General features: G+C 73.7%; 21 protein-coding genes. 7 read left to right on the plus strand and 14 right to left on the minus strand.

Translation table 11 applies throughout. From position 1 onward, the window contains the following. Positions 1 to 3 precede the first annotated feature (3 nt). The 6 genes from DRB89_RS04685 to DRB89_RS04710 all read right to left on the minus strand — a co-directional run bounded on the left by DRB89_RS04685 (position 4) and on the right by DRB89_RS04710 (position 5,575). Entirely contained in the window at positions 4 to 486 is a 483-nt protein-coding gene (locus tag DRB89_RS04685; RefSeq protein WP_239516735.1) for a MepB family protein, read from the minus strand. A gap of 237 nt (positions 487 to 723) precedes the next feature. After that, on the minus strand, positions 724 to 1,986 hold the full coding sequence (locus tag DRB89_RS04690; protein WP_112447716.1) for an ABC transporter substrate-binding protein: 1,263 nt from the start codon (positions 1,984 to 1,986) through the stop codon (positions 724 to 726). Further along, positions 1,983 to 3,041 (minus strand): branched-chain amino acid ABC transporter permease, encoded by a 1,059-nt coding sequence (locus DRB89_RS04695; protein WP_239516736.1) that lies wholly within the window; start codon positions 3,039 to 3,041, stop codon positions 1,983 to 1,985. The genes DRB89_RS04690 and DRB89_RS04695 overlap by 4 nt, the downstream gene beginning before the upstream one ends. 40 nt (positions 3,042 to 3,081) lie before the next feature. Further along, positions 3,082 to 3,972, minus strand: a complete 891-nt coding sequence (locus DRB89_RS04700) for a branched-chain amino acid ABC transporter permease (RefSeq protein ID WP_112447717.1) — start codon at positions 3,970 to 3,972, stop codon at positions 3,082 to 3,084. Further along, on the minus strand, positions 3,969 to 4,772 hold the full coding sequence (locus DRB89_RS04705; protein WP_112447718.1) for an ABC transporter ATP-binding protein: 804 nt from the start codon (positions 4,770 to 4,772) through the stop codon (positions 3,969 to 3,971). The genes DRB89_RS04700 and DRB89_RS04705 overlap by 4 nt, the downstream gene beginning before the upstream one ends. Then, entirely contained in the window at positions 4,760 to 5,575 is an 816-nt protein-coding gene (locus tag DRB89_RS04710; RefSeq protein WP_112447719.1) for an ABC transporter ATP-binding protein, read from the minus strand. The genes DRB89_RS04705 and DRB89_RS04710 overlap by 13 nt, the downstream gene beginning before the upstream one ends. Before the next feature lie 201 nt (positions 5,576 to 5,776). Here DRB89_RS04710 and DRB89_RS04715 point away from each other — a divergent pair, with 201 nt between their 5' ends. After that, entirely contained in the window at positions 5,777 to 6,964 is a 1,188-nt protein-coding gene (locus tag DRB89_RS04715) for a helix-turn-helix domain-containing protein (protein WP_112447720.1), read from the plus strand. Positions 6,965 to 7,049: 85 nt separating this feature from the next. Here DRB89_RS04715 and DRB89_RS04720 read toward each other — a convergent pair whose 3' ends face one another. Continuing rightward, positions 7,050 to 7,652, minus strand: a complete 603-nt coding sequence (locus DRB89_RS04720) for a sigma-70 family RNA polymerase sigma factor (RefSeq protein WP_112447721.1) — start codon at positions 7,650 to 7,652, stop codon at positions 7,050 to 7,052. 89 nt (positions 7,653 to 7,741) lie between these two features. Here DRB89_RS04720 and DRB89_RS04725 point away from each other — a divergent pair, with 89 nt between their 5' ends. Next, positions 7,742 to 8,572, plus strand: coding sequence for an alpha/beta hydrolase (locus DRB89_RS04725; RefSeq protein ID WP_112447722.1), 831 nt, complete (start codon positions 7,742 to 7,744; stop codon positions 8,570 to 8,572). Positions 8,573 to 8,589: 17 nt separating this feature from the next. On the opposite strand, the gene rox is transcribed toward DRB89_RS04725, so the two are convergent. The 3 genes from rox to DRB89_RS04740 all read right to left on the minus strand — a co-directional run bounded on the left by rox (position 8,590) and on the right by DRB89_RS04740 (position 12,060). After that, complete coding sequence (gene rox / locus DRB89_RS04730; protein WP_112447723.1) at positions 8,590 to 10,026, minus strand: rifampin monooxygenase; 1,437 nt, start codon at positions 10,024 to 10,026, stop codon at positions 8,590 to 8,592. Between the two features lie 114 nt (positions 10,027 to 10,140). Beyond that, positions 10,141 to 10,740: a hypothetical protein gene (locus DRB89_RS04735; protein ID WP_162688471.1), complete on the minus strand. Its 600-nt coding sequence runs from the start codon at positions 10,738 to 10,740 to the stop codon at positions 10,141 to 10,143. A 117-nt stretch (positions 10,741 to 10,857) separates the two neighbouring features. Continuing rightward, positions 10,858 to 12,060, minus strand: coding sequence for an erythromycin esterase family protein (locus DRB89_RS04740; RefSeq protein ID WP_112447725.1), 1,203 nt, complete (start codon positions 12,058 to 12,060; stop codon positions 10,858 to 10,860). 58 nt (positions 12,061 to 12,118) lie between these two features. Between DRB89_RS04740 and DRB89_RS04745 the strand changes: the two genes are divergently transcribed. Continuing rightward, positions 12,119 to 12,892 (plus strand): TioE family transcriptional regulator, encoded by a 774-nt coding sequence (locus tag DRB89_RS04745; protein WP_239516017.1) that lies wholly within the window; start codon positions 12,119 to 12,121, stop codon positions 12,890 to 12,892. A 64-nt stretch (positions 12,893 to 12,956) separates the two neighbouring features. Further along, the gene (locus DRB89_RS04750) at positions 12,957 to 13,865 is read left to right on the plus strand and encodes a patatin-like phospholipase family protein (RefSeq protein WP_204357672.1); all 909 of its coding nucleotides are present in this window, start codon (positions 12,957 to 12,959) and stop codon (positions 13,863 to 13,865) included. 12 nt (positions 13,866 to 13,877) lie between these two features. Here DRB89_RS04750 and DRB89_RS04755 read toward each other — a convergent pair whose 3' ends face one another. Both DRB89_RS04755 and DRB89_RS04760 read right to left on the minus strand, forming a co-directional pair. Then, positions 13,878 to 14,537, minus strand: a complete 660-nt coding sequence (locus DRB89_RS04755; protein WP_112447726.1) for a GNAT family protein — start codon at positions 14,535 to 14,537, stop codon at positions 13,878 to 13,880. A gap of 213 nt (positions 14,538 to 14,750) precedes the next feature. Then, positions 14,751 to 15,452, minus strand: coding sequence for an aspartate/glutamate racemase family protein (locus DRB89_RS04760; protein ID WP_112447727.1), 702 nt, complete (start codon positions 15,450 to 15,452; stop codon positions 14,751 to 14,753). Between the two features lie 133 nt (positions 15,453 to 15,585). On the opposite strand from DRB89_RS04760, the gene DRB89_RS04765 reads away from it, so the two are divergent. Then, positions 15,586 to 16,395 (plus strand): Cof-type HAD-IIB family hydrolase, encoded by an 810-nt coding sequence (locus DRB89_RS04765; RefSeq protein ID WP_204357673.1) that lies wholly within the window; start codon positions 15,586 to 15,588, stop codon positions 16,393 to 16,395. Between the two features lie 15 nt (positions 16,396 to 16,410). On the opposite strand, the gene DRB89_RS04770 is transcribed toward DRB89_RS04765, so the two are convergent. Both DRB89_RS04770 and sigJ read right to left on the minus strand, forming a co-directional pair. Continuing rightward, positions 16,411 to 17,475 carry an FUSC family protein gene (locus DRB89_RS04770; protein ID WP_162688472.1) on the minus strand — a complete coding sequence of 355 codons (1,065 nt, stop codon included), beginning with the start codon at positions 17,473 to 17,475 and terminating at the stop codon, positions 16,411 to 16,413. Positions 17,476 to 17,603: 128 nt separating this feature from the next. Next, positions 17,604 to 18,572: an RNA polymerase sigma factor SigJ gene (gene sigJ / locus DRB89_RS04775; protein WP_112453278.1), complete on the minus strand. Its 969-nt coding sequence runs from the start codon at positions 18,570 to 18,572 to the stop codon at positions 17,604 to 17,606. A gap of 164 nt (positions 18,573 to 18,736) precedes the next feature. On the opposite strand from sigJ, the gene DRB89_RS04780 reads away from it, so the two are divergent. Continuing rightward, complete coding sequence (locus tag DRB89_RS04780; RefSeq protein WP_112450765.1) at positions 18,737 to 19,693, plus strand: helix-turn-helix domain-containing protein; 957 nt, start codon at positions 18,737 to 18,739, stop codon at positions 19,691 to 19,693. A 179-nt stretch (positions 19,694 to 19,872) separates the two neighbouring features. Continuing rightward, the gene (gene gap / locus DRB89_RS04785) at positions 19,873 to 20,871 is read left to right on the plus strand and encodes a type I glyceraldehyde-3-phosphate dehydrogenase (RefSeq protein ID WP_112450764.1); all 999 of its coding nucleotides are present in this window, start codon (positions 19,873 to 19,875) and stop codon (positions 20,869 to 20,871) included. Positions 20,872 to 21,054 lie beyond the last annotated feature (183 nt).

Genomic DNA, 21,054 nt, shown 5'->3' on the forward strand with positions numbered 1-21,054 from the left:
GACCTACGGGCGGTAGAGCGTCCTGGCGCGCTCCCGGTCGGCGGGCGCGTCCTGGGGCACGTGCAGGAAGTGCTCCAGCTGCCATGCCTGGGCCAGGCCCGCCTGCCGGTTGGCCGTGGTCACCCAGGGCGGGTAGACGCGGAAGGCGCGCTTGCCGCCGACGCCGTCCGCCGATACGACTCCGTGCCGCAGGAGCGCGGCGACGGGGAAGACGAACTGGCCGGAGCGGCCGGGCTCGCGGGTGGCGATGACGAAGAGGTCGACGGGGTCGGCGGCGTCGAACGGCCGGATGGGTCCGGCCGGGGACCGCTGCCACACGGTGACGAACTGCCCGGCCTTCGTCGGGGTGGTCTTGGCGGCGCGGAACCGGACGCGGAGCCCGTCGAGGGTGAAGGCGTGCGCAGCGTACGCGGCGCCCTCGGCTTCGGGCACCGGCTGCGAGCAGGCGAACCGGCAGGGGTCGTAGACGAGCGCCTTCGCCGCCATGAGGTCGCCGTGCACCGGGACGCCGTCCGACCAGGGGCGGAGGCCGCCGGTGTGGAGGCCGGTGGTGTCGAGGCCCGCGGCGGGGAGCCCGGCCGCACTGAGGCCTGTGGTGTGGTGGTCGGACGTGTTCGCTCGGCTCGTCGGCATGCCCTCAGCCTGTCACGGAGCCGGTCCGCGGACCGTGCCAGGTCCCGCCCCGGCCGGGGCGGGACCTGGCACGGCCCCGGTGGCGCTCCCTCAGGGGGTGGGCGCGAACTTCGCGGCGGCCGGCGCCGTCGCGGCCTCCTTCACCACCTTCATGCCGCCGGGAACCGTGGCGTCCGGCTTCAGGATCACGCTCTGCCGGGTGGAAGGGGCCTTGGGGTCCGAGAAGTCGTGGGTGATGCCGAAGCCGTTGTCGTGGGAGTTCAGGCTCAGCAGCGCCTTGCGGATCCCCTCGCGGGTCAGGTCCTTGTCGGCGCAGGCCTTCTTCAGTACCTCACCGAACAGCGAGCCGGCGGTGAATCCGGCCACCACGCCGTTGTCGAGGCCGGCGTCCGGGTACTCCGCCTTGTACGCGCCGGCGAGGGCGGCCGGACCCGCCTCGGGCGAGCCGATCGGCAGGGCCGAGGAGGCGACGTAGTAGTCCTTCTGCAGGGCCGCGCCCGCGGGAGTGGCCAGCAACTGGGGGGAGAAGGCAGAGTTGTTGCCCACGAACGGCACGTTCCACCCGCCTGCCGCCGCGACCCCGACGAGCGAGGCGGCCTGGCGGGGGCCGGCGCTGATGACCACGGCCTTGACCCCGGCCTGCTTGAGGGCGGCGACCTGGGCCGTCATGTCGTTGTCGGTCGGCTTGATCTTCTGTTCGACGATGGTCAGCCCGGCCTCCTTGGCCGCGTGCTTGGCCCCGGTGAGCGCGTTCTCGCCGTAATCGCCCTCGAAGTAGACGTGCCCGACCTTGTCGCCCGAGGCGATCCGCTTCTGGTCGAGCAGATAGCCGATGGCGTTGATGGTCTCGATGTCGTACGTCGCGCCCACCGTGCGGATGTACGGGCTGCCCAGCAGCGAGGCGGACCAGGCCTGCGGGATCACCAGGGCCTTGTCCTGGCCGTCGATCCGCTGCTTGACGGCGGCGACGAACGGGGAGCCGATGAACTGGGTGAAGCCCAGCACCGTGGGCTCCAGCTCGGTGTAGGCGGCCAGGGCCTTCTGTGGGTCGTACCCGTGGTCGCGCACCGTCAGCTCGATCGTGCGGCCGCAGATGCCGCCGGCCGCGTTCGTCTGCTTCGCCCAGAGCTGCTGGCCCTGGGTGACGCTCTTGCCGAGCGAGGCGTAGACGCCGGTCATGTCGGTGAGCGCGCCGAGCCGGATGGCCGTGTCGCTCACCCCGGCGCCGGCCTTGACCCCGCCGGCCGCGGGCTTGTCCTCGGAACCGCTCTTGGCCTTGCTGCTGCACCCGGCGGCGCCGGTCAGGACGAGGGCGGCCGCCAGGGCCGCGGTGCCGAGCCTGCTTCTGTTCACGTGGGCTCCTTGGGGAGTGAGGTCCGGGTCCGGGAGATGCGGATGGTGCCGCTGATGCGGGAGAGGCCGCCGGGCAGGAAGAGGACGACCGCGACGACGGCGGCGCCGTAGAGGTAGCGGGAGGCCTCGCCCGGGGAGACCCCGCCGGTTCCGGGGGCGGACACCAGGGGGAGGGCGTCGCTGTAGCGGGTGAGGATCGCGGGGAGCAGGGAGACGAAGGCCGCACCGACCACGGCGCCCGCGACCGTGCCCAGGCCGCCGATGACGATCATGGCCAGGTACTCCAGGGACAGGACCATGCCGAAGTAGTCGGGCACGGTGCGCTGGAAGACCAGGGCGAGCAGTACGCCGGCCAGCCCGGCGTACATGGACGACAGGACGAACACGGCCGCCCGGGTCCGGGCCACCGGCACTCCCATCACCCCGGCGGCGATGCGGTGGTCGCGCAGGGCGTTCATGGCACGGCCGGGCCGGCCCCGCAGGATCCCGCGCGCGAACAGGGCGCCGCAGACGAGGGCGGCCAGGGCCACGTACCAGAGCTTCTCGGCCGACTGCAGGGGGACGGCGGCGACGACCGTCTCGGTGTCGTCGAAGGTGAGGCCGAAGAGGGACAGCGGCTCCACGGCACGGCCGTTGAAGCCGCCGGTCAGACTGGTCGCGTTGAAGAGCAGGTGCTGGCCGATGAAGATCAGCGCGAGGGTGGCGATACCGAGGTACGCGCCGCTCAGACGGCCCGCGATCGGGCTGAACAGACCGCCCGCCGCCCCGGCCACCGCCACGGCGAGGAGGGCGGCGAGCCAGCTGGGCAGGCCGAGCCCGACGAGGGTGTGGCCCCCGACCGTGCTGCCGTCCCCGGCCAGCGCGCAGTAGCCGTACGCGCCGACGGCGAGGAAGAAGGCGTGGCCCATGGACAGCTGTCCGGTGGCTCCGGTCAGCAGGTTGAGCCCGATGGCGCCGATGGCCGCGGCCATGGCGAAGAGCCCTGCCTGCAGCCAGAACCGGTCGAGGTAGAAGGGCAGCGCCAGCAGCACCGCGCCGAGGACGGCCGCCGACACCGTCCGGGCCCGGAGCCGCCCGGGCCGGGCGGTCGTGGTCTCAGACACGGGCGAGCTCCTTCGTACCGAACAGACCGGCCGGGCGGACCAGGAGGACGGCGACCATCACCACGTACGGCGCGAGGTCGCCGATGCCCCGGCCGAGGAAGGCCAGCTGGCCCTGGTACCCGGTGGCCAGCGCCTCCGTGACCCCGACGATCAGGCCGCCGGCCAGTGCGCCGGTCGTGGAGTCGAGGCCGCCCAGGATCGCCGCGGGGAAGGCCTTGAGCGCGGCCAGGGAGGTGGCGCGCTCCAGGCCGGGCGTCGGGAAGACCGTCAGGAAGAGCGCGGCGACGGCGGCCAGTGCCCCGGCCACCGCCCAGGCCGCGAGCGAGACCCGGCCCAGGCGCACGCCCATCAGCGCGGCGGTCTCGGGCTTCTCGGCGGCGGCCCGCATCGCCACCCCCCACGAGGTGTGGCGGAACACGAGCAGGAAGACGGTGATCAGCAGACCGGCGGCCAGGATGGCGGCGATCCGGGTCTCGGCCAGCGTGACGGGGCCCAGGTGCACGACGCGGTCGCCCCACGGGTCGCCGAGCGGGAGCACGTCGGTGCCGATGCGCCGGGTGAGGTCGGTGATGAGGAGGATGTCGACGCCGATGGTGACGATGGCCAGCACGCTCTGGTCCTGACCCCGGTAGCGCCGCATCACCAGGAACTCGATCGCCGCGCCGACCGCGGCGGCCGCCAGGGTGCCGGCAGCGAGGGCGGGCCAGAAACCGATCTCCTCGTGCAGGGTCGCCGTGACGTACCCGCCGGCCAGCAGGAGCGAGGCGTGGGCGAAGTTGACCACCTCGGTGGCCTTGAAGATGATCACGAAGCCGAGGGCGATGAGCGCGTAGACGCTGCCCATCGAAATTCCGCCGAAGAGCAGTTCGAGGAAGGTGCTCACGCGGCCGGGTCCTCCTCTCCGAGGTACGCGCGGATCACCGCGGGGTCGTTCTGCACCTGCGCGGGGGTCCCGCCGCCGATGCGCCTGCCGAAGTCGAGTACGGTCACCGCGTCCGCGAGCCGCATCACCACCCCCATGTCGTGTTCGACCAGCACGATCGAGATTCCGAGGCCGTCACGGACGCCGGCGATGACGGCGGCCGTGCGGTGGCGCTCGTCCGCGGTCATGCCGGCGACGGGTTCGTCCAGGAGCAGCAGCCGGGGCTCCATGCACAGGGCCCGGGCGAGCTCGACGAGCTTCTGCTTTCCGTACGGGAGCGAGCCCGCCGGCGCCCCGAGGTCGCCCTCCAGGCCGACGAACGCGGCGATCTCCCGTACGCGTTCACGGTGCAGGCGGTCCTCGCGCGCGGCGGCCGGCAGCCGCAGTCCGGCGGCCAGGAACCCCGACCGCATCAGCCGGTGGCGGCCCAGGAGCAGGCTGTCGGCGACCGTGGTGTGCGGGGGGAGCGCCAGGTTCTGGAAGGTCCGGGCGACGCCCAGGGCCGCGACGTCGTGCGGGGCGAGGCCGGTGAGCTCGGCGGTCCCGAAGCGGACGCTGCCGGCGGTGGCCCGGTACACCCCGGAGAGCACGTTGAAGCAGGTCGACTTGCCCGCCCCGTTGGGCCCGATGACGGCGTGGACGCTGCCGGGGTCCACGGTGAAGGAGACGGAGTCGAGGGCGGTCAGGCCCGCGAAGCGGACGGTGACCCCGCTGACCTCGAGCGGCGGGGGAGGCGACCAGGACCCGGTCACGCGGACCACCTGCGCAGCGTGCGGGGCGCCCCGTCAGGTGCCTGCGCCCCGGCCGGTGCCCGCGAGGGCGCGGCCTCGTCGGTGATGCCGAGATAGCGTCGGCGGACCTCGTCCGAGGCGGCCAGCTCCGCGGCCGGGCCGTCCAGGGTGACCTCGCCGACCTCCAGCACGTAGGCGTGGGAGGACAGGCGCAGGGCCAGGGCCGCGTTCTGTTCGACGAGGAGCACCGAAGTGCCGGAGGCGTTGATCTCGGTGACGGTCTCCGCGATGGCGGAGGCCATCTTGGGGGCCAGCCCGAGGGTGGGCTCGTCGAGGAGCAGCAGGCGGGGGCGGGCCATCAGCGCCCGGCCCAGGGCGAGCATCTGCTGCTCGCCGCCGGACAGCAGGCCGGCGCGCTGGCGCGCCCGCTCGGCCAGTACGGGGAACAGCTCGTGCACCCGGGCGAGGGACCGGGCGGTGTCCGCGCGGGACCCCGAACGGCCGCCCAGCGCCCCGGCGCGGAGATTGTCCGCGACGGTCATCCGCGTGAACACCTGCCGCCCCTCGGGAACCTGCACCACACCGGCGGCGACCACCCGGTCCGGGCCGAGCCCGTCGAGCGGCCTGCCGTCGAAGCTGATGGTCCCCTCCGTCACGGCGCCCCGGTGGAACGGGAGCGTCCGGGACACGGCGCGCAGCAGCGTCGACTTTCCGGCCCCGTTCCCGCCCAGGACGACGACCACCGCTCCGGCGGGCACGTCGAGCGATACGGCGCGCAGCGCCCGGACCGGCCCGTAGCCGGCCGACAGCGCACGCACCTGTAGCGAAGCCACGTACTCTCCCTTCTCCTCTGTTCTTCTCCTCCGCGGGACCTTGTGCTGGCGCACAGACCAGCACCGGGCAGGGCCGCCGTCCACGGTCGGAAGCGGAATCGCTGCGGATGACCAGCGGCGGCCGAACCGCGTTGTGCAAACGCACAGACCTGTTGCGCGGGCCGCTGACGGGGGCGGATGCGGATGACATCCTCGGCGCCCATGGGCGGACGCAGAACGCGCACGGAACAGGAATGGTCGGTCCTGCTGTCGGCAGCGGACGTACTGATCGCCGGCATCCCCGGACTCACCGACCAGCTCATCGAGGACCTGGCGAAGCACTCGCCGCTGTTCGACCTCGCCGTGCCCCGGGACGAGCACTGGCAGCAGGTCAGCGAGGCCATGCACTACGGGATCGAGGCGTTCGCGGCGCGGAGGTCCGCGCCGCGCAAGGACCTCGCGTACGCCGAGGAGCTGGGCCGCAGGCGGGCCGAGCAGGGGCTTCCGCTGGACCTGCTGCTCTACGCGTACCGCAGGGCGGGGCGGCTCACCTGGGACGCCCTGCTGGACATCGTCACCGAGAAGGACCCGGAGGCGCTGCCCGTACTGGCGCGTGCGGCCGGGGCCATGTGGGCGGGGATCGAACAGCAGGCGACCGCGACCGCCGAGGCCTACCGGACGGCGGAGCTGGAGATGCGCCGGCGCAGCGACGAGAGGGTGCAGGCCCTGCTGGACGCGCTCCTGGAGGGGGACGCGTCGCCCGGGCTGGCCGCCCAGGTGGCGCTGGCCCTGGACCTGCCGGAGCAGGGGAGGTACGCGGTGGTGGTGCTGCCCGCGGACCGGGGCGACGCCGTGCACCGGGTGGCGGCGGCGCGCGGGATGCGCCTGTTCTGGCGGATGCGCACGGAACGGGAGCTGGCGGTCGTTGCCTTGGGCGACTGCTCGCCGGCCGATCTGGCGGTGGAGCTGGCCGACCGCTGTCCGGGGCCGGGCGGGATCAGCCCGGCCGTGGAGGGCCTGGCCGAACTGGGCCGGGCACGGCGGCTGGCGGAGACGGCGCTGCGGACCTGCGGGCAGGACGAGCGGACCCTGGTGCAGCTGACCGACCGGCTGCCCACGGCCCTGGTGGTCCGCCAGCCGGAGCTCTCGGCGGAACTGGTCCTGTCGGTACTGGGACCGCTGCTGGAGCTGGATCCGGCGGACCGGGCGATGCTGCTCGAGACCCTGGACGCCTGGCTGGCCGCGGAGGGTTCGGCCGGCCGGGCGGCCGGCCGCCTGTACTGCCACCGCAACACGGTCTTCAACCGCCTGCGCAGGCTGGAGCACGTGACCTCGCGCTCGCTGTCGCGGCCCCGGGACCTGATCGCGCTCACCCTCGCGCTCGACGCGTACCGGTTGTCGGGAGGGTGAGAGCGGAGGACCACCCCGGCGGACCCTGAGGACCCGGAGGGACCCCGAAGAACCCGAAGAACCCGGAGGGCTTCGCGGGAGCGGCTCAGGCGCCTTGAGCGATCCGGTCGCGCTGGATCCGGTGGGCGAGCGAGCGGCGCACGGCCGCGGGCCCGGTGGCGGCGGCTCCGGAGGGGAGGTCGAGGCCGCGGCTGATCTCGTCGTACGCGGCGCGGCAGCCGGTGGGCAGCTCCGCCCGGTGTTCCCTCAGGTCCGCTTCGACGAGGCGGCGCAGCGCGTCGACGTTCTGGGGCGTGAGGCGCTTCCTCCCCCGGGCGAGGGCGTCGACGCAGGGGGTGCAGCTCGCCGCCTCCCCGAAGGCTTCGGAGAGCACCTCGGCGAGCCCCCACAGCCGCCCCTCGAGCCACGGCGCGTCGTCCTGGTCGAGGGACAGCCCCATCGGGGGCTCCGGGGCCTCGGTCCGGTGCTTCGCCACCTGCTTGGACACGGCGGGCTGGCTCATGCCGGTCAGCTGCGCGATGCGCTCCTGCGTCCAGCCGAGGCTCGCGAACACCTTGATCATCTCGGCGCGCAGCGCGCGCATCTCCTCGCCGGCGCGGATGACCTCGTTCATGCCGGCGAGCATCCGCCCGGCCTGTTCCTCGGTCAGCGTCTCGGGGGTCCGGTACGTGCTCTCGTCGGCTGCCACAACCCAGTTATACACCAGGCGCCCTGCCCGCATAACCGGGTTGTACAACCGGGTTGTACGACCCGGTTGTGGATGGCAGGATCCCGGTCATGCCCACTTTCACCGCCCCTGACGGAACCCGGCTCGCCTACCGCGCGACCGGCCACGGCGACCCGCTCGTCTGCATCCCGGGAGGTCCCGCGGACTCCGCTTACCTCGGGGATCTCGGCGGCCTGTCCGCCCACCGCCGCCTGATCGTCCTGGACCTTCGCGGCACCGGCGGATCCGCGGTTCCCGAAGACACCTCCTCCTACCGGTGCGACCGGCTGGTCGACGACGTCGAGGCGCTGCGCGAGCACCTCGGACTGGCCCGGACGGACCTGCTCGGCCACTCCGCCGGCGCGAACATCGCCGCGCAGTACGCGGCCCGGTACCCGGAGAGGGCCGGCAGGCTCGCGCTGATCGGCCCCGGTGCCCGCGCCGTGGGCATCGCGATCGCGGGAGAGACCCGACGGGAGGTCGCCCTGTCGCGGCAGGGGGAGCCGTGGTTCCCGGCGGCGTTCGCCGCGCTGGAAGCGATCACCGGGGGAACGGGCAGCGACTGGGACGCCATCGCCCCCTTCTTCTGCGGCCGGTGGGACGAGGCCGCGCGGGAACACCACGCGGCCGGCCGGCCGAGCAACACGGAAGCCGTGGCCGGGTTCGCGGCCGAGGGCGCCTTCGACCCGGAGGGCACCCGGGCCGCGCTTGCCGGCCACGGGGCCCCCGTCCTGCTGCTCACCGGGAGCTTCGACCTCAACAGCCCGCCCGCCACGACGGCCGAGTTCGCGGAGCTGTTCCCCGACGCGGCGCTCGTGGTGCAGCCGGGAGCCGGACACTACCCCTGGCTCGACGACGCCGACCGCTTCGTGGGGGCCGTCGCGGAGTTCCTCGCGCGATGACCGCGGCCGCCGGGCGGTCAGACCGTGGCGGCGCCGAACCACCGCGGCAGGCGGGCCAGCAGATCCCGCTGGTCCTCACCGACCCACACCACATGGCCGTCGGGCCGCAACAGCACGGCGGGCACCTCCCGTTCGCGCAGCTCCTCGCTGACGTCGACCACGTGGTCGATCCGGTCCGCCCAGCCCGCCACCGACAGGCGGCCGGTCTGGTCGAGGAGGAGTCCGCGGCCGCCGTGCATCAGCCCGTACAGGCGGCCCTGCTTCAGTTCCACGTCCCGCAGCCGCCGGCCGAGCAGTTCGTGGCCCTCGCCCACGTCGTAGCGGACATCGACCGCGGTGATCATCCCGGTCACGTACCGGTTCACCTCCTCGAAGTCCATCAGCTTCGAGAACAGCGCGCGCAGTGCGGTCGCGCCCGGATCGCTCCCCATCAGGGTGATCTGCGCACGGGTGTTGTCCAGCACGGCCGCGCCCACCGGGTGCCGCTCGGTGTGGTAGCTGTCCAGGAGCCCCTCGGGCGCCCAGCCGCGGACCTCGGCGGCCAGCTTCCAGCCGAGGTTGAACGCGTCCTGCACACCGAGGTTGAGCCCCTGCCCGCCGGTCGGCGGGTGGATGTGCGCCGCGTCCCCGGCCAGCAGCACCCGGCCGGCCCGGTACCGCTCGGCCTGCCGGGTGGCGTCGCCGAACCGGGACAGCCAGCGCGGCGAGTGCGCGCCGAAGTCGCTGCCCGTGAAGGCCCGCAGCCGCTCCTTGAACTCGTCGAGCGTGGGTGCGGCCGTACGGTCCTCGGCCACGCCGGCGGCGGGCGCGACGACGCGGTACACCCCGTTCCCGAGGGGGGCCGCCCCGAACCGCGGCTGGGTCTTGTTGACCTCCGCGCCGGCGGCGGCGATCACCGCCGGATCCTCGGTGAGCTCCATCTCGCCCAGCAGCGTCTCGACCTTGGCGGGCTCGCCGGGGAAACCGACGCCGATCAGTTTGCGCACCGCACTGCGGCCGCCGTCACAGCCGACGAGGTAGCGCGAGCGCAGCCGCGTACCGTCCGCCAGAGTGACGCTCACCCCGTCCTCGTCCTGGTTCAGCCCCACCACTTCGCAACCGCGCCGGATCTCCGTGCCGAGTTCGAGGGCGCGCTCTTCGAGCAGCCGCTCGGTGACCGGCTGGGGGACGGCCAGGCCGTACGCGTGAGCCGTGTCCAGCCCGTCCGGCCACGCTTTCATGACGCCGCCGAAGAGACCGCCGACCCGGAACCTCTCACTGACCGCGGAGAACCGGTCCAGCAGGCCGCGCTGGTCCATCATCTCCACGCTGCGCGCGTGCAGGCCCTGCCCGCGCGACTGCAGGGTCGGCTCGGCCAGCTTCTCGAGCACGACGGTGCGCACCCCGGCCAGCCGCAGCTCGCCCGCCAGCATCAACCCGGTCGGTCCACCGCCTGCAATGATCACGTCGATCAACGTGCACTCCCATCAACATCCGCCGCTCATGCCTACGATCGGCGATTCTGCGGGAGGGCAGGGGTCTTGCCGCAAGCCCCCTGGTGCGCTATACGTTGAAAGTGGCGAGGAGAGTCAGCGGCCGCCGGCTACCCGGCGCACGCGCTCCTGCCCGGTGCCCCGGCAGTCCGGGCAGTCCATCCCGAGCCCGCACTCCGCGCACCTCCGGCTGTTCACGAAGCCCAGGCCCTCGCACGCGCGGCACGAGCCCCAGCCCTCGCACACGGCGCACAGCCGGTAGCCGGGCTTCAGCGTCTCCGGGGTGGCCGCGCGCGGCGGACGTACCCACTGCGCGTGGATCCACACCACGGGTGTCTGGCCCGAGATCCGCAGGGTGCGGCCCGCGGCGCCGACACCCGCCTCGAACCCCTCGCGCGTGGCCCTGAGGAAAGGATGCCCGTGGAAGGACCGGCGGGACTCGGTGCGCCAGCCCGCCGCGGCGAACGCGTCGGCGGCGGCGCCGACAGCGGACTCGTAGGATGTTTCGGCCAGGAACAGGGACATCGAGAACCGCTTGCCCATCGCGCCGCCCGCGGTGTGCCGGTCGGCGGTCCGCTCCTCGGCGCGGGGTTCGACGCCGGGGGAGACCCGGGCCGCGACGGACCGCAGCTCGCCGCGCAGCCGGCTGACCGCCCGCTCGAACTCCTCGGCAGCGCCCTCGATTTCCTCGCTCATGGCCACCACCCCCGCACCCATTTTACGGCCGTGCGCGGGCCCTGCGACATCCGTGGGAGGCGGCAACGGCACGGACGCCGGCACGCCGGCCCGGCAAGATCCGAAAGAGACGGCGGCCTAGCTCGGAGGGAGGTCCTTGACGAACATGATCCCGTCGTTTTCGGCCAAGTGCGCCGGGTCCAGCGGGAAGTAGCCGAAGTAGGGGGACGCGCGGGGGACGGGCCGCTCGTCGCCGAGGGCGTCGGCCAGCAAGGCGGCGTCCACGACACAGACGTCCTCCGGGAGCGCGTACAGGACCCCTTCCAGGGTGTCCGGCTCCGGTACGTCCACTCCGTGGTGGCGGATCGTGCCGACCGCCGTGGCAAGGAAGGCGTACTGCTCACCCAGCCGGGCGCTCACGATCGCGCCGGCGCTCCACCACTCCAGTGGCAGCTCGCCCATCCGCACCGTGCTCACCTCCCGCTGGAGATGCCGGTTGTGGGCGTGGACCAGCGCCGGGCCCCGTTCGGCGAGGGCGAGGAGGTTGTCGGCCATCATCCCGTCGCGCAGCGCCATCAGCCGCGACATGCGGCTCGGCGACGTGTCGCCCATCCAGAAGTGGTAGCGCAGCAGGCCGGTCGCCGTGCGCCCGTGGAGGCGGGCCCGGTCCCAGTCGTCCCGTGAGCCCGCCGTGATCAGGTGCGGCGTCTGCATGTCGAGCAGCGCCACCATGTCGTCCGCGAGCAGCCGCAGTTCCCTCACCTCGGCCGACTGCCCGAGGGCCCGGGACGGGTCCATTATCGCGGCCGGCTCGGTCCACCGGTCGTCGTCGCCGAGCAGGCGGTCGAGCGTGTGCGCGGAGCAGGGGAGCAGGCCCTTGTCCCCATGGGCCGCGAGGTGCTCGTGGAGCGCGGTGAGCGCCTGCCGGGGGCTCCCGGCGCCGGTGATCTCCATCGGGCCGTCGATGCCGGCGAAGCGGACCCGCTCCGCCGCGGGCCGGTCGGCGTTGTGGGCGCGCATCCAGCGCACGAGTTCGCGGTTGGCCGCGGACGCGCCGAACCCGTGGCTGAATCCGCGCTCCATGACCTCGTCGAGGCTGCCCTCGCCCGAGGCGACGTACGCGTCCACGACCAGGCCCGCCATGCAGTCGCTCTCGATCGCGATCGTCCGGTAGCCCTCCCGCTCGACGAGCTGCCGGAAGAGTTCGTTGCGCAGATCGAGCAGGGTGTCCTCGCCGTGCGTGGGCTCGCCCAGGGCGAGCAGCCGGGGGCGGCACGGGAACATCCCCATGACGGCGGCGGCATCGACGGCGCGCGCGGTGTCCTTGATTCCAAAAGCCATGCCCTCAACACTATCCTTGAACCTCCGGTTGAGACTTGTGGCAGATCTGGGCAGGTCGATGATGCAGAACCCTCAAAGACAAAGGGACGACCGGCTCAGGCCGGTCGATCTGGCACGCGGACACGGCCTGTCCACGCAGGCTGTCAGGAACTACGAGGCGGCCGGCATCCTCCCGGCCGCCGGGCGCACGCCCCACGGATACCGCACCTACGCCCCGCTGCACGCGCGGGCCCTGGACGCGTTCCTCGCGCTGGTGCCCGGACACGGCCACCAGAGGGCGGCGTCGATCATGCGCGCGGTGAACGGGGACCTCCTCGACGAAGCACTCGGCCTCATCGACGAGAGCCACGCCGAGCACCTGGAGGACCGGCGGACCCTCCAGTCGGTCGAGCACGCCCTGCGCGGCCTGGAGTCCCGTGCCGAGCCCGGGCCCTACACGGCGGCCGGTCCCGGCGGGACGTTCATCGGGCCGCTGGCGGGCCGGCTCGGGATCCGGCCCGCGACGCTGCGCAAGTGGGAGCGCGCCGGGCTGGTGCGGCCGCGCCGCGACCCGGAGACCGGGTACCGGGTCTACGGCGAGGCCGACGTACGGGACGCACGGCTGGCCCATCAGCTCAGACGGGGCGGCTACTTGCCGCAGCAGATCGCCCCGCTGCTCGACCGGGTACGGGCGGCCGGCGGGCCGGAGCCGCTGGAGGCGGCCCTCGGCGACTGGCGGACCCGGCTGTCGGCCCGCGGGCGCGCACTGCTCACCGGGGCCGCCGGGCTGGAGTCCTACCTCGGCGCACGCGCGGAGGACAGGACCCCCGACCCCGTGGACCGGTTGACCTGAACTTCGGTTGAGGTCCTACGGTCGCCCGTGTTGGCCACAGCACCAGACGACAGGGGACGAAGCCGTGAACCACGACACCGGAGCCATCTTCGAACGGACGCTCGTACTGGGCCCGGGAGGGCCGGTCGGCACGGCCTGGATGACGGGACTGGCCGCCGGACTGCGCCGCGGCGGGGTCGATCTCGGCGAGGCCGACCTGACCGTCGGCACGTCGGCCGGCGCGCTGGTCGGCGCACTGCTGACCACCGGTCAGGACCTCGACCGGCTCGCCGCACCGGAGCGCGGGCCGGGGCCGCGGGAGCCCCGGAACGCGGTGGACGGGGCCGTCATGGGCGCCGTGTTCACCGTGCTCGGGGAGGGCCTGGAACCAGGGGAGGCCCGCCGTCGGATCGGCCGGATCGCCCTCGACCACGCCGAAGCCCGGTCCCGTTCGGACGCCGCCGCCGGGTCCGACGCCGACGCCGCCGAGCAGGCGCTGCTCGCGGGGCGGAGCGCCCTCATCGGCGCGGACGCCTGGCCGGACCGGAGGCTGTTGATCACCGCCGTGGACGCGGCCACCGGGAAGCCCGTGGTGTGGGACCGCACGAGCGGCGTGCCGCTGGTGCACGCGGTGGCCGCGAGCAGCGCGTTCCCCGGGGCGGAGCCGCCCGTGGCCGTCCGGGGGCGGCGGTACATGGACGGAGCCCTGCGCGCGGGGCCGAACGCGGACCTCGCGGCCGGCGCCCGCACGCTCGTCGTCATCGAGCCGATGGCGCACCTGTTCCCACGCGAGCGGCTCGAACGGCAGCTGTCGGCCGTCGCGGCGCGGACCGTGGTGGCCGTCGGGCCGGACCCGGACGCGGTACGGGCCTTCGGCGCGGACCTGCAGGACCTGGCGCGCTGGGAACCGGCGTACGGTGCGGGGCTCGCCCAGGCGCCGGCCACCGCCGAACTGCTCCGTACCGTGTGGCGGGCCGGGGCCGACAGGGTCTGACGGCCCGGCCGCTCAGGCCCGGACGGGGAGCTCCCCGCCGACCCGGCGGTGTTCGAGGGCGCGGGCGATCCGCCGCTCCAGCACCGACCGGCAGTCCGGCCATTCCGTCGAGGTGATCGAAAAGATCGCGGAGTCGCGGAGCCGGCCGTCCTCGCCCGGCGCCCAGGACCGGGACCAATTGCGCAGCACGCCCTCGAAGCGCGCGCCCACGCCTTCGATGGCCGCCCGTGAGCGGGCGTTGCGGGCATCGGTCTTCAAATCCAGGCGTTCCACCGCCCAGTTCTCGAAGGCGTGCCGGAACAGCAGGTACTTGGCTTCGGTGTTGACGCCCGTCCCCTGGGCCGACCCCGCGAGCCAGGTGAAACCGACCTCGATCGCGTACAGGCCGTCTCCGGTCGGCCACGGCCTGGGATCCCAGTAGGCCGTGACCCCGACGGCGCGTCCCGACGCCCGGTCCACCTGCGCGTACGGGGCCAGCTTCCCGGCGGCGGCCCGGGCGAGCTGGGCGTCGACGTATCCCCCGACGGTGGCTGCCGCGGGCACCCAGGTGAACCCGTAGGAGGCCCGGTCCTCCTCGGCCGCCAGGGCCAGGTCCGCCGCGTGCCGGTGGCCCAGTGGCTCCAGGCGTACGAGCCGGCCTTCCAGGACCGGTCCTTCGAGTGTGAACCCCATCGATCGCACATCGCCCGTCGTCGCCACCGCTTGTTCCGGTTCCGAAGCCTTCCAGAGCAGGCGCGTCCTGTCGCGCGAATTCGGCGCGGGCCGGGGCCGGTTGGGGCCGGCCGGTGCGGGTCGGGGACGGCCGGCCCGGTCATCCGCGTCATCCCGTCGGCCCGTCATCCCGTCGGCTGAGCGGCCCGTCGGCCTGTCGCCCCTTCGGCCCGCTCAGCCGGCGGGTCCGGTCAGGGCCGCGTCGACCGCCGCCTCAGCGTGCAGGCGGGCGGTGGGGAAGACCGGTACGGGGCTGTCCCCGGGGCCGATGAGGAGTTCGATCTCGGTGCACCCCAGGACAACGCCCTCGGCGCCCCCGGCGACGAGGTCTTCGACGACCCGGCGGTAGGCCGCGCGCGACTGCTCGCGGACGACGCCGAGGCAGAGCTCCTCGTAGATCACCCGGTGCACGAGCGCGCGCCCCTCGGGGTCCGGAACGCGGACGTCGAGCCCGCCCGCTTCCAGGCGGCCGCGGTAGAAGTCCTGCTCCATGGTGAACGCGGTGCCCAGCAGCCCCACCCGGCTCAGACCGGCGGCGCGGACGGCGGCTGCCGTGGTGTCCGCGAGGTGGAGCAGCGGGAGCGAAGTGGCCGCCTCGACGCGGTCGGCCACCTTGTGCATGGTGTTGGTGCAGATGAGCAGCAGATCCGCTCCCGCGGCCTCCAGCGACCGGGCGGCCCCGGCCAGCACCTCGCCCGCCTCCGCCCACCGCCCCTGGACCTGCAACTGCTCGATCTCCGCGAAGTCCACGGAGTAGAGCACGCAGCGGGCGGAGTGGAGCCCGCCGAGCCGCTCGCGCGTGCGCTCGTTGAGGATCCGGTAGTACTCGGCCGTCGACTCCCAGCTCATCCCGCCGATCAGCCCGATCGTCTTCATGCCCGCGCCACGCTCCCGCTCCCGTACGCCGTCACTGACACCCGATCATAAGCGAGTTCATTCAAATGACACGCATCCATAAGGGAGCCTTTGGAGTGCTGTGGGCGTCCGTGCGGTTCCGTAACATCGAGCGATGAATCCTCCCCGGCTGATCGCCACCGATCTCGACGGCACGCTCCTGCGCAACGACGGCAGCCTCTCGATCCGCACGCTCCGCGCGCTGCGCACCGCCTCGGACGCCGGCGCCGAGGTCGTCTTCGTCACCGCCCGGCCGCCCCGGTACGTGGACGTGCTCGCCGCCGCGACCGGCATCGTCGGCACGGCGGTGTGCAGCAACGGCGCGCTCGTCTACGACGTCGCGACGCGCAGCGTCGTCGAGTCGCGCGCCCTGCCCGTGGACGTCGCCCGCGGCGTGGCCGCCGTGCTGTCGCAGGCCGTGCCGGATCTGGGCTTCGCCGTGGAGAGCGGCGGCCGGGTCCTGTACGAGCCGGCGTACCTGCACCGGTTCTCGGGAGGCGCCGACGTCGAATCGCCCGTACCGTCCCTGACGGACCTGTGGCTGACGGAAGTCGCCATCGTCAAGCTGCTCGCCTGGTCGGCCCTCCGGGACGCGGACTTCCTGCTCGCCGTCGCGGAGAGAACGGCGGGCGGCCAGGCGCAGTTCACCCACTCCGGGGGCCGTGGCCTGCTGGAGATCAGCGCGCCGGGCGTCACCAAGGCCGGCACCCTCTCGGCGTTGTGCGCCCAGCGCGGCATCACGGCCGACGAGGTCGTCGCCTTCGGCGACATGCCCAACGACCTGACCATCCTGAAATGGGCGGGCGCCGGCTACGCCATGGCCAACGCCCACCCGGACGTGCGCTCCGCGGTGCCGCGGCACACGGTGTCCAACGAGGAGGACGGCGTGGCACACGTCCTCGAAAAGCTCTTCGCCCCGTCCTGAACACCGGTCACAGCACTAGCCGTGGGCGGTGTCGTCCTGGCGCGGAGACGTACGGTCGAGCTCGTCGAGGATCCGGTGGAGGGGGCGGCGCAGGGCGACGGCGACCGGCCGGGAGTCCGCGCGGGCGTACGCGGCCAGGCCGGTGCGCGCGGTCGCCACGGCGGGCAGGGGATCGCCTCCGGACAGGGCGTGCCCGATGGCGCGCGCCGTGAGCGCGGCCGGTTCGGGGAGCCGGGCACCGGCCCGGACGAGGTCCGCGGCGAGGTCTTCCCGGCCGGCGAACACGGCGACCTCCCCGGCCCACGTCGCCACGTGCGCCGCGAGGCGGTCGGCGGTGTCGATGGCCTGGGCTTGGAGCCGTACGGTCTCGCGCTGACGCCGGCGCAGGGGGTTGAACCTCATGGCGCGTTCGGCCTCGCGGGCCCGCGCCGCGCCGGCGTGCACCGCCTCGACGTCCGCGTTCACCTGGGAGAGGTTGTCGAGGGCCGCGGCCCGGTCGGGGCGCAGGGCCGCCGCGGTGCCGGTGAGGGCCTGGGCCAGGCGTGCACGGCAGTCCTCGCTGACGGCCCCCAGGATGCGGTGGGGGTCGGGCGGCCACAGCAGCGGCGCGAGCAGGATCGTCACGGCCGCGCCCTCCGCGGTCTCCCAGACGCGGTGCAGCGCGTACGCGTCGGGGGAGGTGCTGGCGAAGACCAGCAGCGACGACGCCGCCACCTGGATGTTCAGCCCGCCGCCGGCCCGCAGGACCATTCCGACGCCCAGGCCCAGGGCCACCACCAGGGCCAGCGCGACGGTCGAGGGACTCAGCACGTTCAGGACGACGATCCCGATCACCACGCCCGCCACCACGCCCAGGGTCCGCCGCAGCGAGGTGCCCAGGGCCGTCATCGGATCGCCGCGCAGGGCCACCAGCGGGACGATCGCCGCGAACACCGGTGGCTGGTCGGCCCCCAGCCACAGCGCGACCTGCCAGGCGACGGTGACGGTGACCACGATGCGGGCCGCCGCCGGGCCCTCGGTCCGCGCGAGTTCCCGCGCCCGCCCGCCGCGTCGTGCTCGGGAGTCAGCGAGACCGGTCATCCGGGCCTTTCGGTGTCGCGTCCCCACCCGTCCGCGCCGGCGGGGCCCCAAGCGTGCAGCGCTGCGACGGCCCGGCGCTCCCATTACGCCGAAGGCGGCATGTCACGCCGGGCCGGAACGGCCTAGCACTAGGTGTCCGGCGGGAGGTTCCGTCCGTGCTCGGTCCACGGGCGGAGCTTCTCCGGGTTGCGGACCGCCCAGATGCGGGTGACGCGGTCGCCGGCGAGGTCGAACGCCGCCACGGTGACGGTGACCCCGGCGTACTGGGCCACCAGGCCGGGCCGGCCGTTGACCGTCCGTTCCAGGAGCGTGAGCCCGGGCGCCTTGTCCGCGATGTGGATCAGGTACTGGGCGATCAGCTTGCTGCCCTCGACCGGGCGCAGGACGGTGCCGACCAGGCCGCCGCCGTCGGCGACCATCGCGGCGTTCGGGTCGAGGAGGCCGACGAGGGCCTCGATGTCCCTGGCCTCCCACGCCTCCTTGAAGTGCCGCACCACACCGGCCTGTCCGGCCGTCGGACCCGCCGGCACCCGCTCGGCCCGGACGCGCCGACGGGCCGAGGAGGCCAGCTGCCGGCAGGCCGCCGGAGTGCGCCCGACGATCCCGGCGATCTCGGCGAAGGGGTACCGGAAGACGTCGTGCAGGACGAACGCCACGCGTTCGGCCGGCGTCATCGCCTCCAGTACGACGAGGAAGGCCATGCCCACCGACTCGTCCAGGGTGACGTGGTCGGCGGGATCGGCCGGCTCGCCACCGCCGCCACCGGCCCGCCCGCTGAACCATTCCGTGCGGTCGGGCAGCGGCTCGGGGATCCACGAGCCGACGTAGCGCTCGCGCCGTGCGCGCGCCGAGCCGAGGACGTCCAGGCAGATGCGGCCGGCCACGGTCGTGAGCCAGGCTCCGGGAGACTCGACGGCCTCCTGCTGCCGGCGCGACATGGCGTACCAGCGCGCGTACGTCTCCTGTACGGCGTCCTCGGCCTCGGCCAGTGAACCGAGCAGCCGGTAGGCGAGGTTGATCAGCCGGCGCCGCTCCCCGACGACCACGCCGGGGCCCGGTTCGGTCCCGTCGGGCCCTGCCTCGATGGTGCTGCTCATGACTGCGACCGCCCCCTGGTCCTCGCCCCGCATCGTGCGGGGCCACGTCGTCGGACTACCGAGACACTACCGATCATCGACGCACGGCGGCCGAGGGGGCCGAGGGGGCCGGGGGGCCGCGTCGTGGCGCCGGGGGCCCGCGCGCCGCCGCGTACGCTCGTCCCGTGCCGATCTCCCGCCCCCACCACGTCGCCGTCCTCGTCCTCGAGGGCGCGAAACCCCTCGACGTCGGCATCCCCGCGCAGGTTTTCACGACCCGCGCGAGCATGCCGTACGAGGTACGGGTGTGCGGCGCCGAGCCCGGACTCGTGACCGGTGGTGACGGACTGTCGTACTCCGTCGCCCACGGCCTCGACGCCCTCGAATGGGCCGACACCGTCTTCGTCCCCGGCTACCGGTTCCCGGACCGAGACGACCCGCCGCCCGCCGTCGTCGACGCGCTGGTCGCCGCCCACGACCGGGGTGCGCGGCTCGCGGCCATCTCCACGGGAGCCTTCGCGCTCGCCGCCACCGGCCTGCTCGACGGCAGGCGCGCCACGACGCACTGGCACTACACGCGGGCGCTCGCGGCGAAGTGGCCGCTGATCAGGGTCGACGAGAACGTCCTGTTCGTCGACGAGGGCAGCGTGCTGACATCGGCCGGCGCCGCCTCGGGCATCGACCTGTGCCTGCACGTCCTGCGCACCGACCTCGGCGTGGCCGCGTCGAACCACACGGCCCGGCGGCTGGTCGCGGCCCCCTACCGCAGCGGCGGCCAGGCGCAGTACGTGCCGCGCAGTGTGCCCGAGCCGCTCGGCGAGCGGTTCGCCGCCACCCGCGAATGGGCGCTGCACCGGCTCGGCGAACCCCTGACCCTGGAGGTGCTCGCCCGGCACGCGGCGGTGTCGCCGCGCACGTTCTCGCGGCGCTTCGCCGAGGACACCGGGTACACACCGATGCAGTGGGTGATGCGCGCCCGCATCGACGTGGCCCGCGAGCTGCTGGAGCGTTCGGAGCGGAGCGTCGAGCAGATCGCCGCGGACGTCGGCCTCGGCACCGGCTCGAACCTGCGGCTCCACTTCCAGCACATCCTGCGCACCACGCCGAGCGAGTACCGGCGCACCTTCGCCCGGGGCGAGTGACCCGGGGGCTGGCCCCGGCCCGCAGTCCACGGCCCGCAGTCCAAACGGGGCACAGAACGCGCTCCCGCGGCAGAGTGGCGCGATCCTTGCGGACCGTGGCGATCTCGCCGCTGTCCCCGGAGGCCGCGGCGCGCGAACCTGGTGGCGAACCCAAAGGGACAGGGACAGGGGCACACATCATGACTCGTATCGCCATCAACGGATTCGGCCGCATCGGACGCAACGTGCTGCGCGCGCTGCTCGAACGCGACAGCGACCTCGAGATCGTCGCGGTCAACGACCTCAGCGAGCCGACCACCCTCGCGCGCCTGCTCGCGTACGACACGACGTCCGGCCGGCTCGGCCGTCCGGTGAGCGTGGACGGCGACGTCCTCGTCGTCGACGGCCGCCGCATCAAGGTGCTCGCCGAGCGCGAGCCGGCGCAGCTGCCCTGGGCCGAGCTCGGTGTCGACATCGTGCTCGAGGCGACCGGCCGCTTCACCTCGGCGAAGGCCGCCCGCGCGCACATCGACGCGGGTGCCAAGAAGGTACTGGTCAGCGCGCCGGCGGACGGCGCGGACATCACGCTCGCGTTCGGCGTGAACAGCGACAAGTACGACCCGGCCCTGCACACGATCGTTTCGAACGCCTCGTGCACGACCAACGCGCTCGCCCCGCTGGCCGCGGTGCTGGACGAGCTCGCGGGCATCGAGCACGGCTTCATGACGACGGTGCACGCCTACACGCAGGAGCAGAACCTGCAGGACGGTCCGCACCGCGACCCCCGGCGCGCCCGCGCCGCCGCCGTGAACATCGTGCCGACCACGACCGGCGCCGCCAAGGCGATCGGCCTCGTGCTGCCGAACCTCGAGGGGAAGCTCTCGGGCGACTCGATCCGCGTACCGGTTCCGGTGGGGTCGATCGTCGAGCTCAACACCACCGTCGCCCGCGACGTGACGCGCGAGGACGTGCTGGAGGCGTACCGCAAGGCGGCGCAGGGTCCGCTCGCCGGCGTGCTCGAGTACTCGGACGACCCGCTCGTGTCGTCCGACATCACGGGCAACCCCGCCTCGTCGATCTTCGACTCCGAGCTCACCCGCGTCGAGGGCCGCCACATCAAGGTGGTCGCCTGGTACGACAACGAGTGGGGCTTCTCGAACCGCGTGATCGACACGCTCCAGCTCCTCGCCACCCGCTGACCTCAGGTCGCGGGTCGCGAGCCGACAGCCCCGGGCCGGCGCTCCTCGGAGTGCCTGCCCGGGGCTGCGCCCTTTCCGGTGCCGCGACCCGGGCCGGCGGGCCGCCGGGCATGGGTGACCGTCCGTCAAACTCCGTTGTCAGTGCCTCCCCATAGTGTGGAGACATCACTCGGGGAGCTGCGG

Source organism: Streptomyces sp. ICC4, from assembly GCF_003287915.1.
Taxonomy (GTDB): domain Bacteria; phylum Actinomycetota; class Actinomycetes; order Streptomycetales; family Streptomycetaceae; genus Streptomyces; species Streptomyces tritrimontium.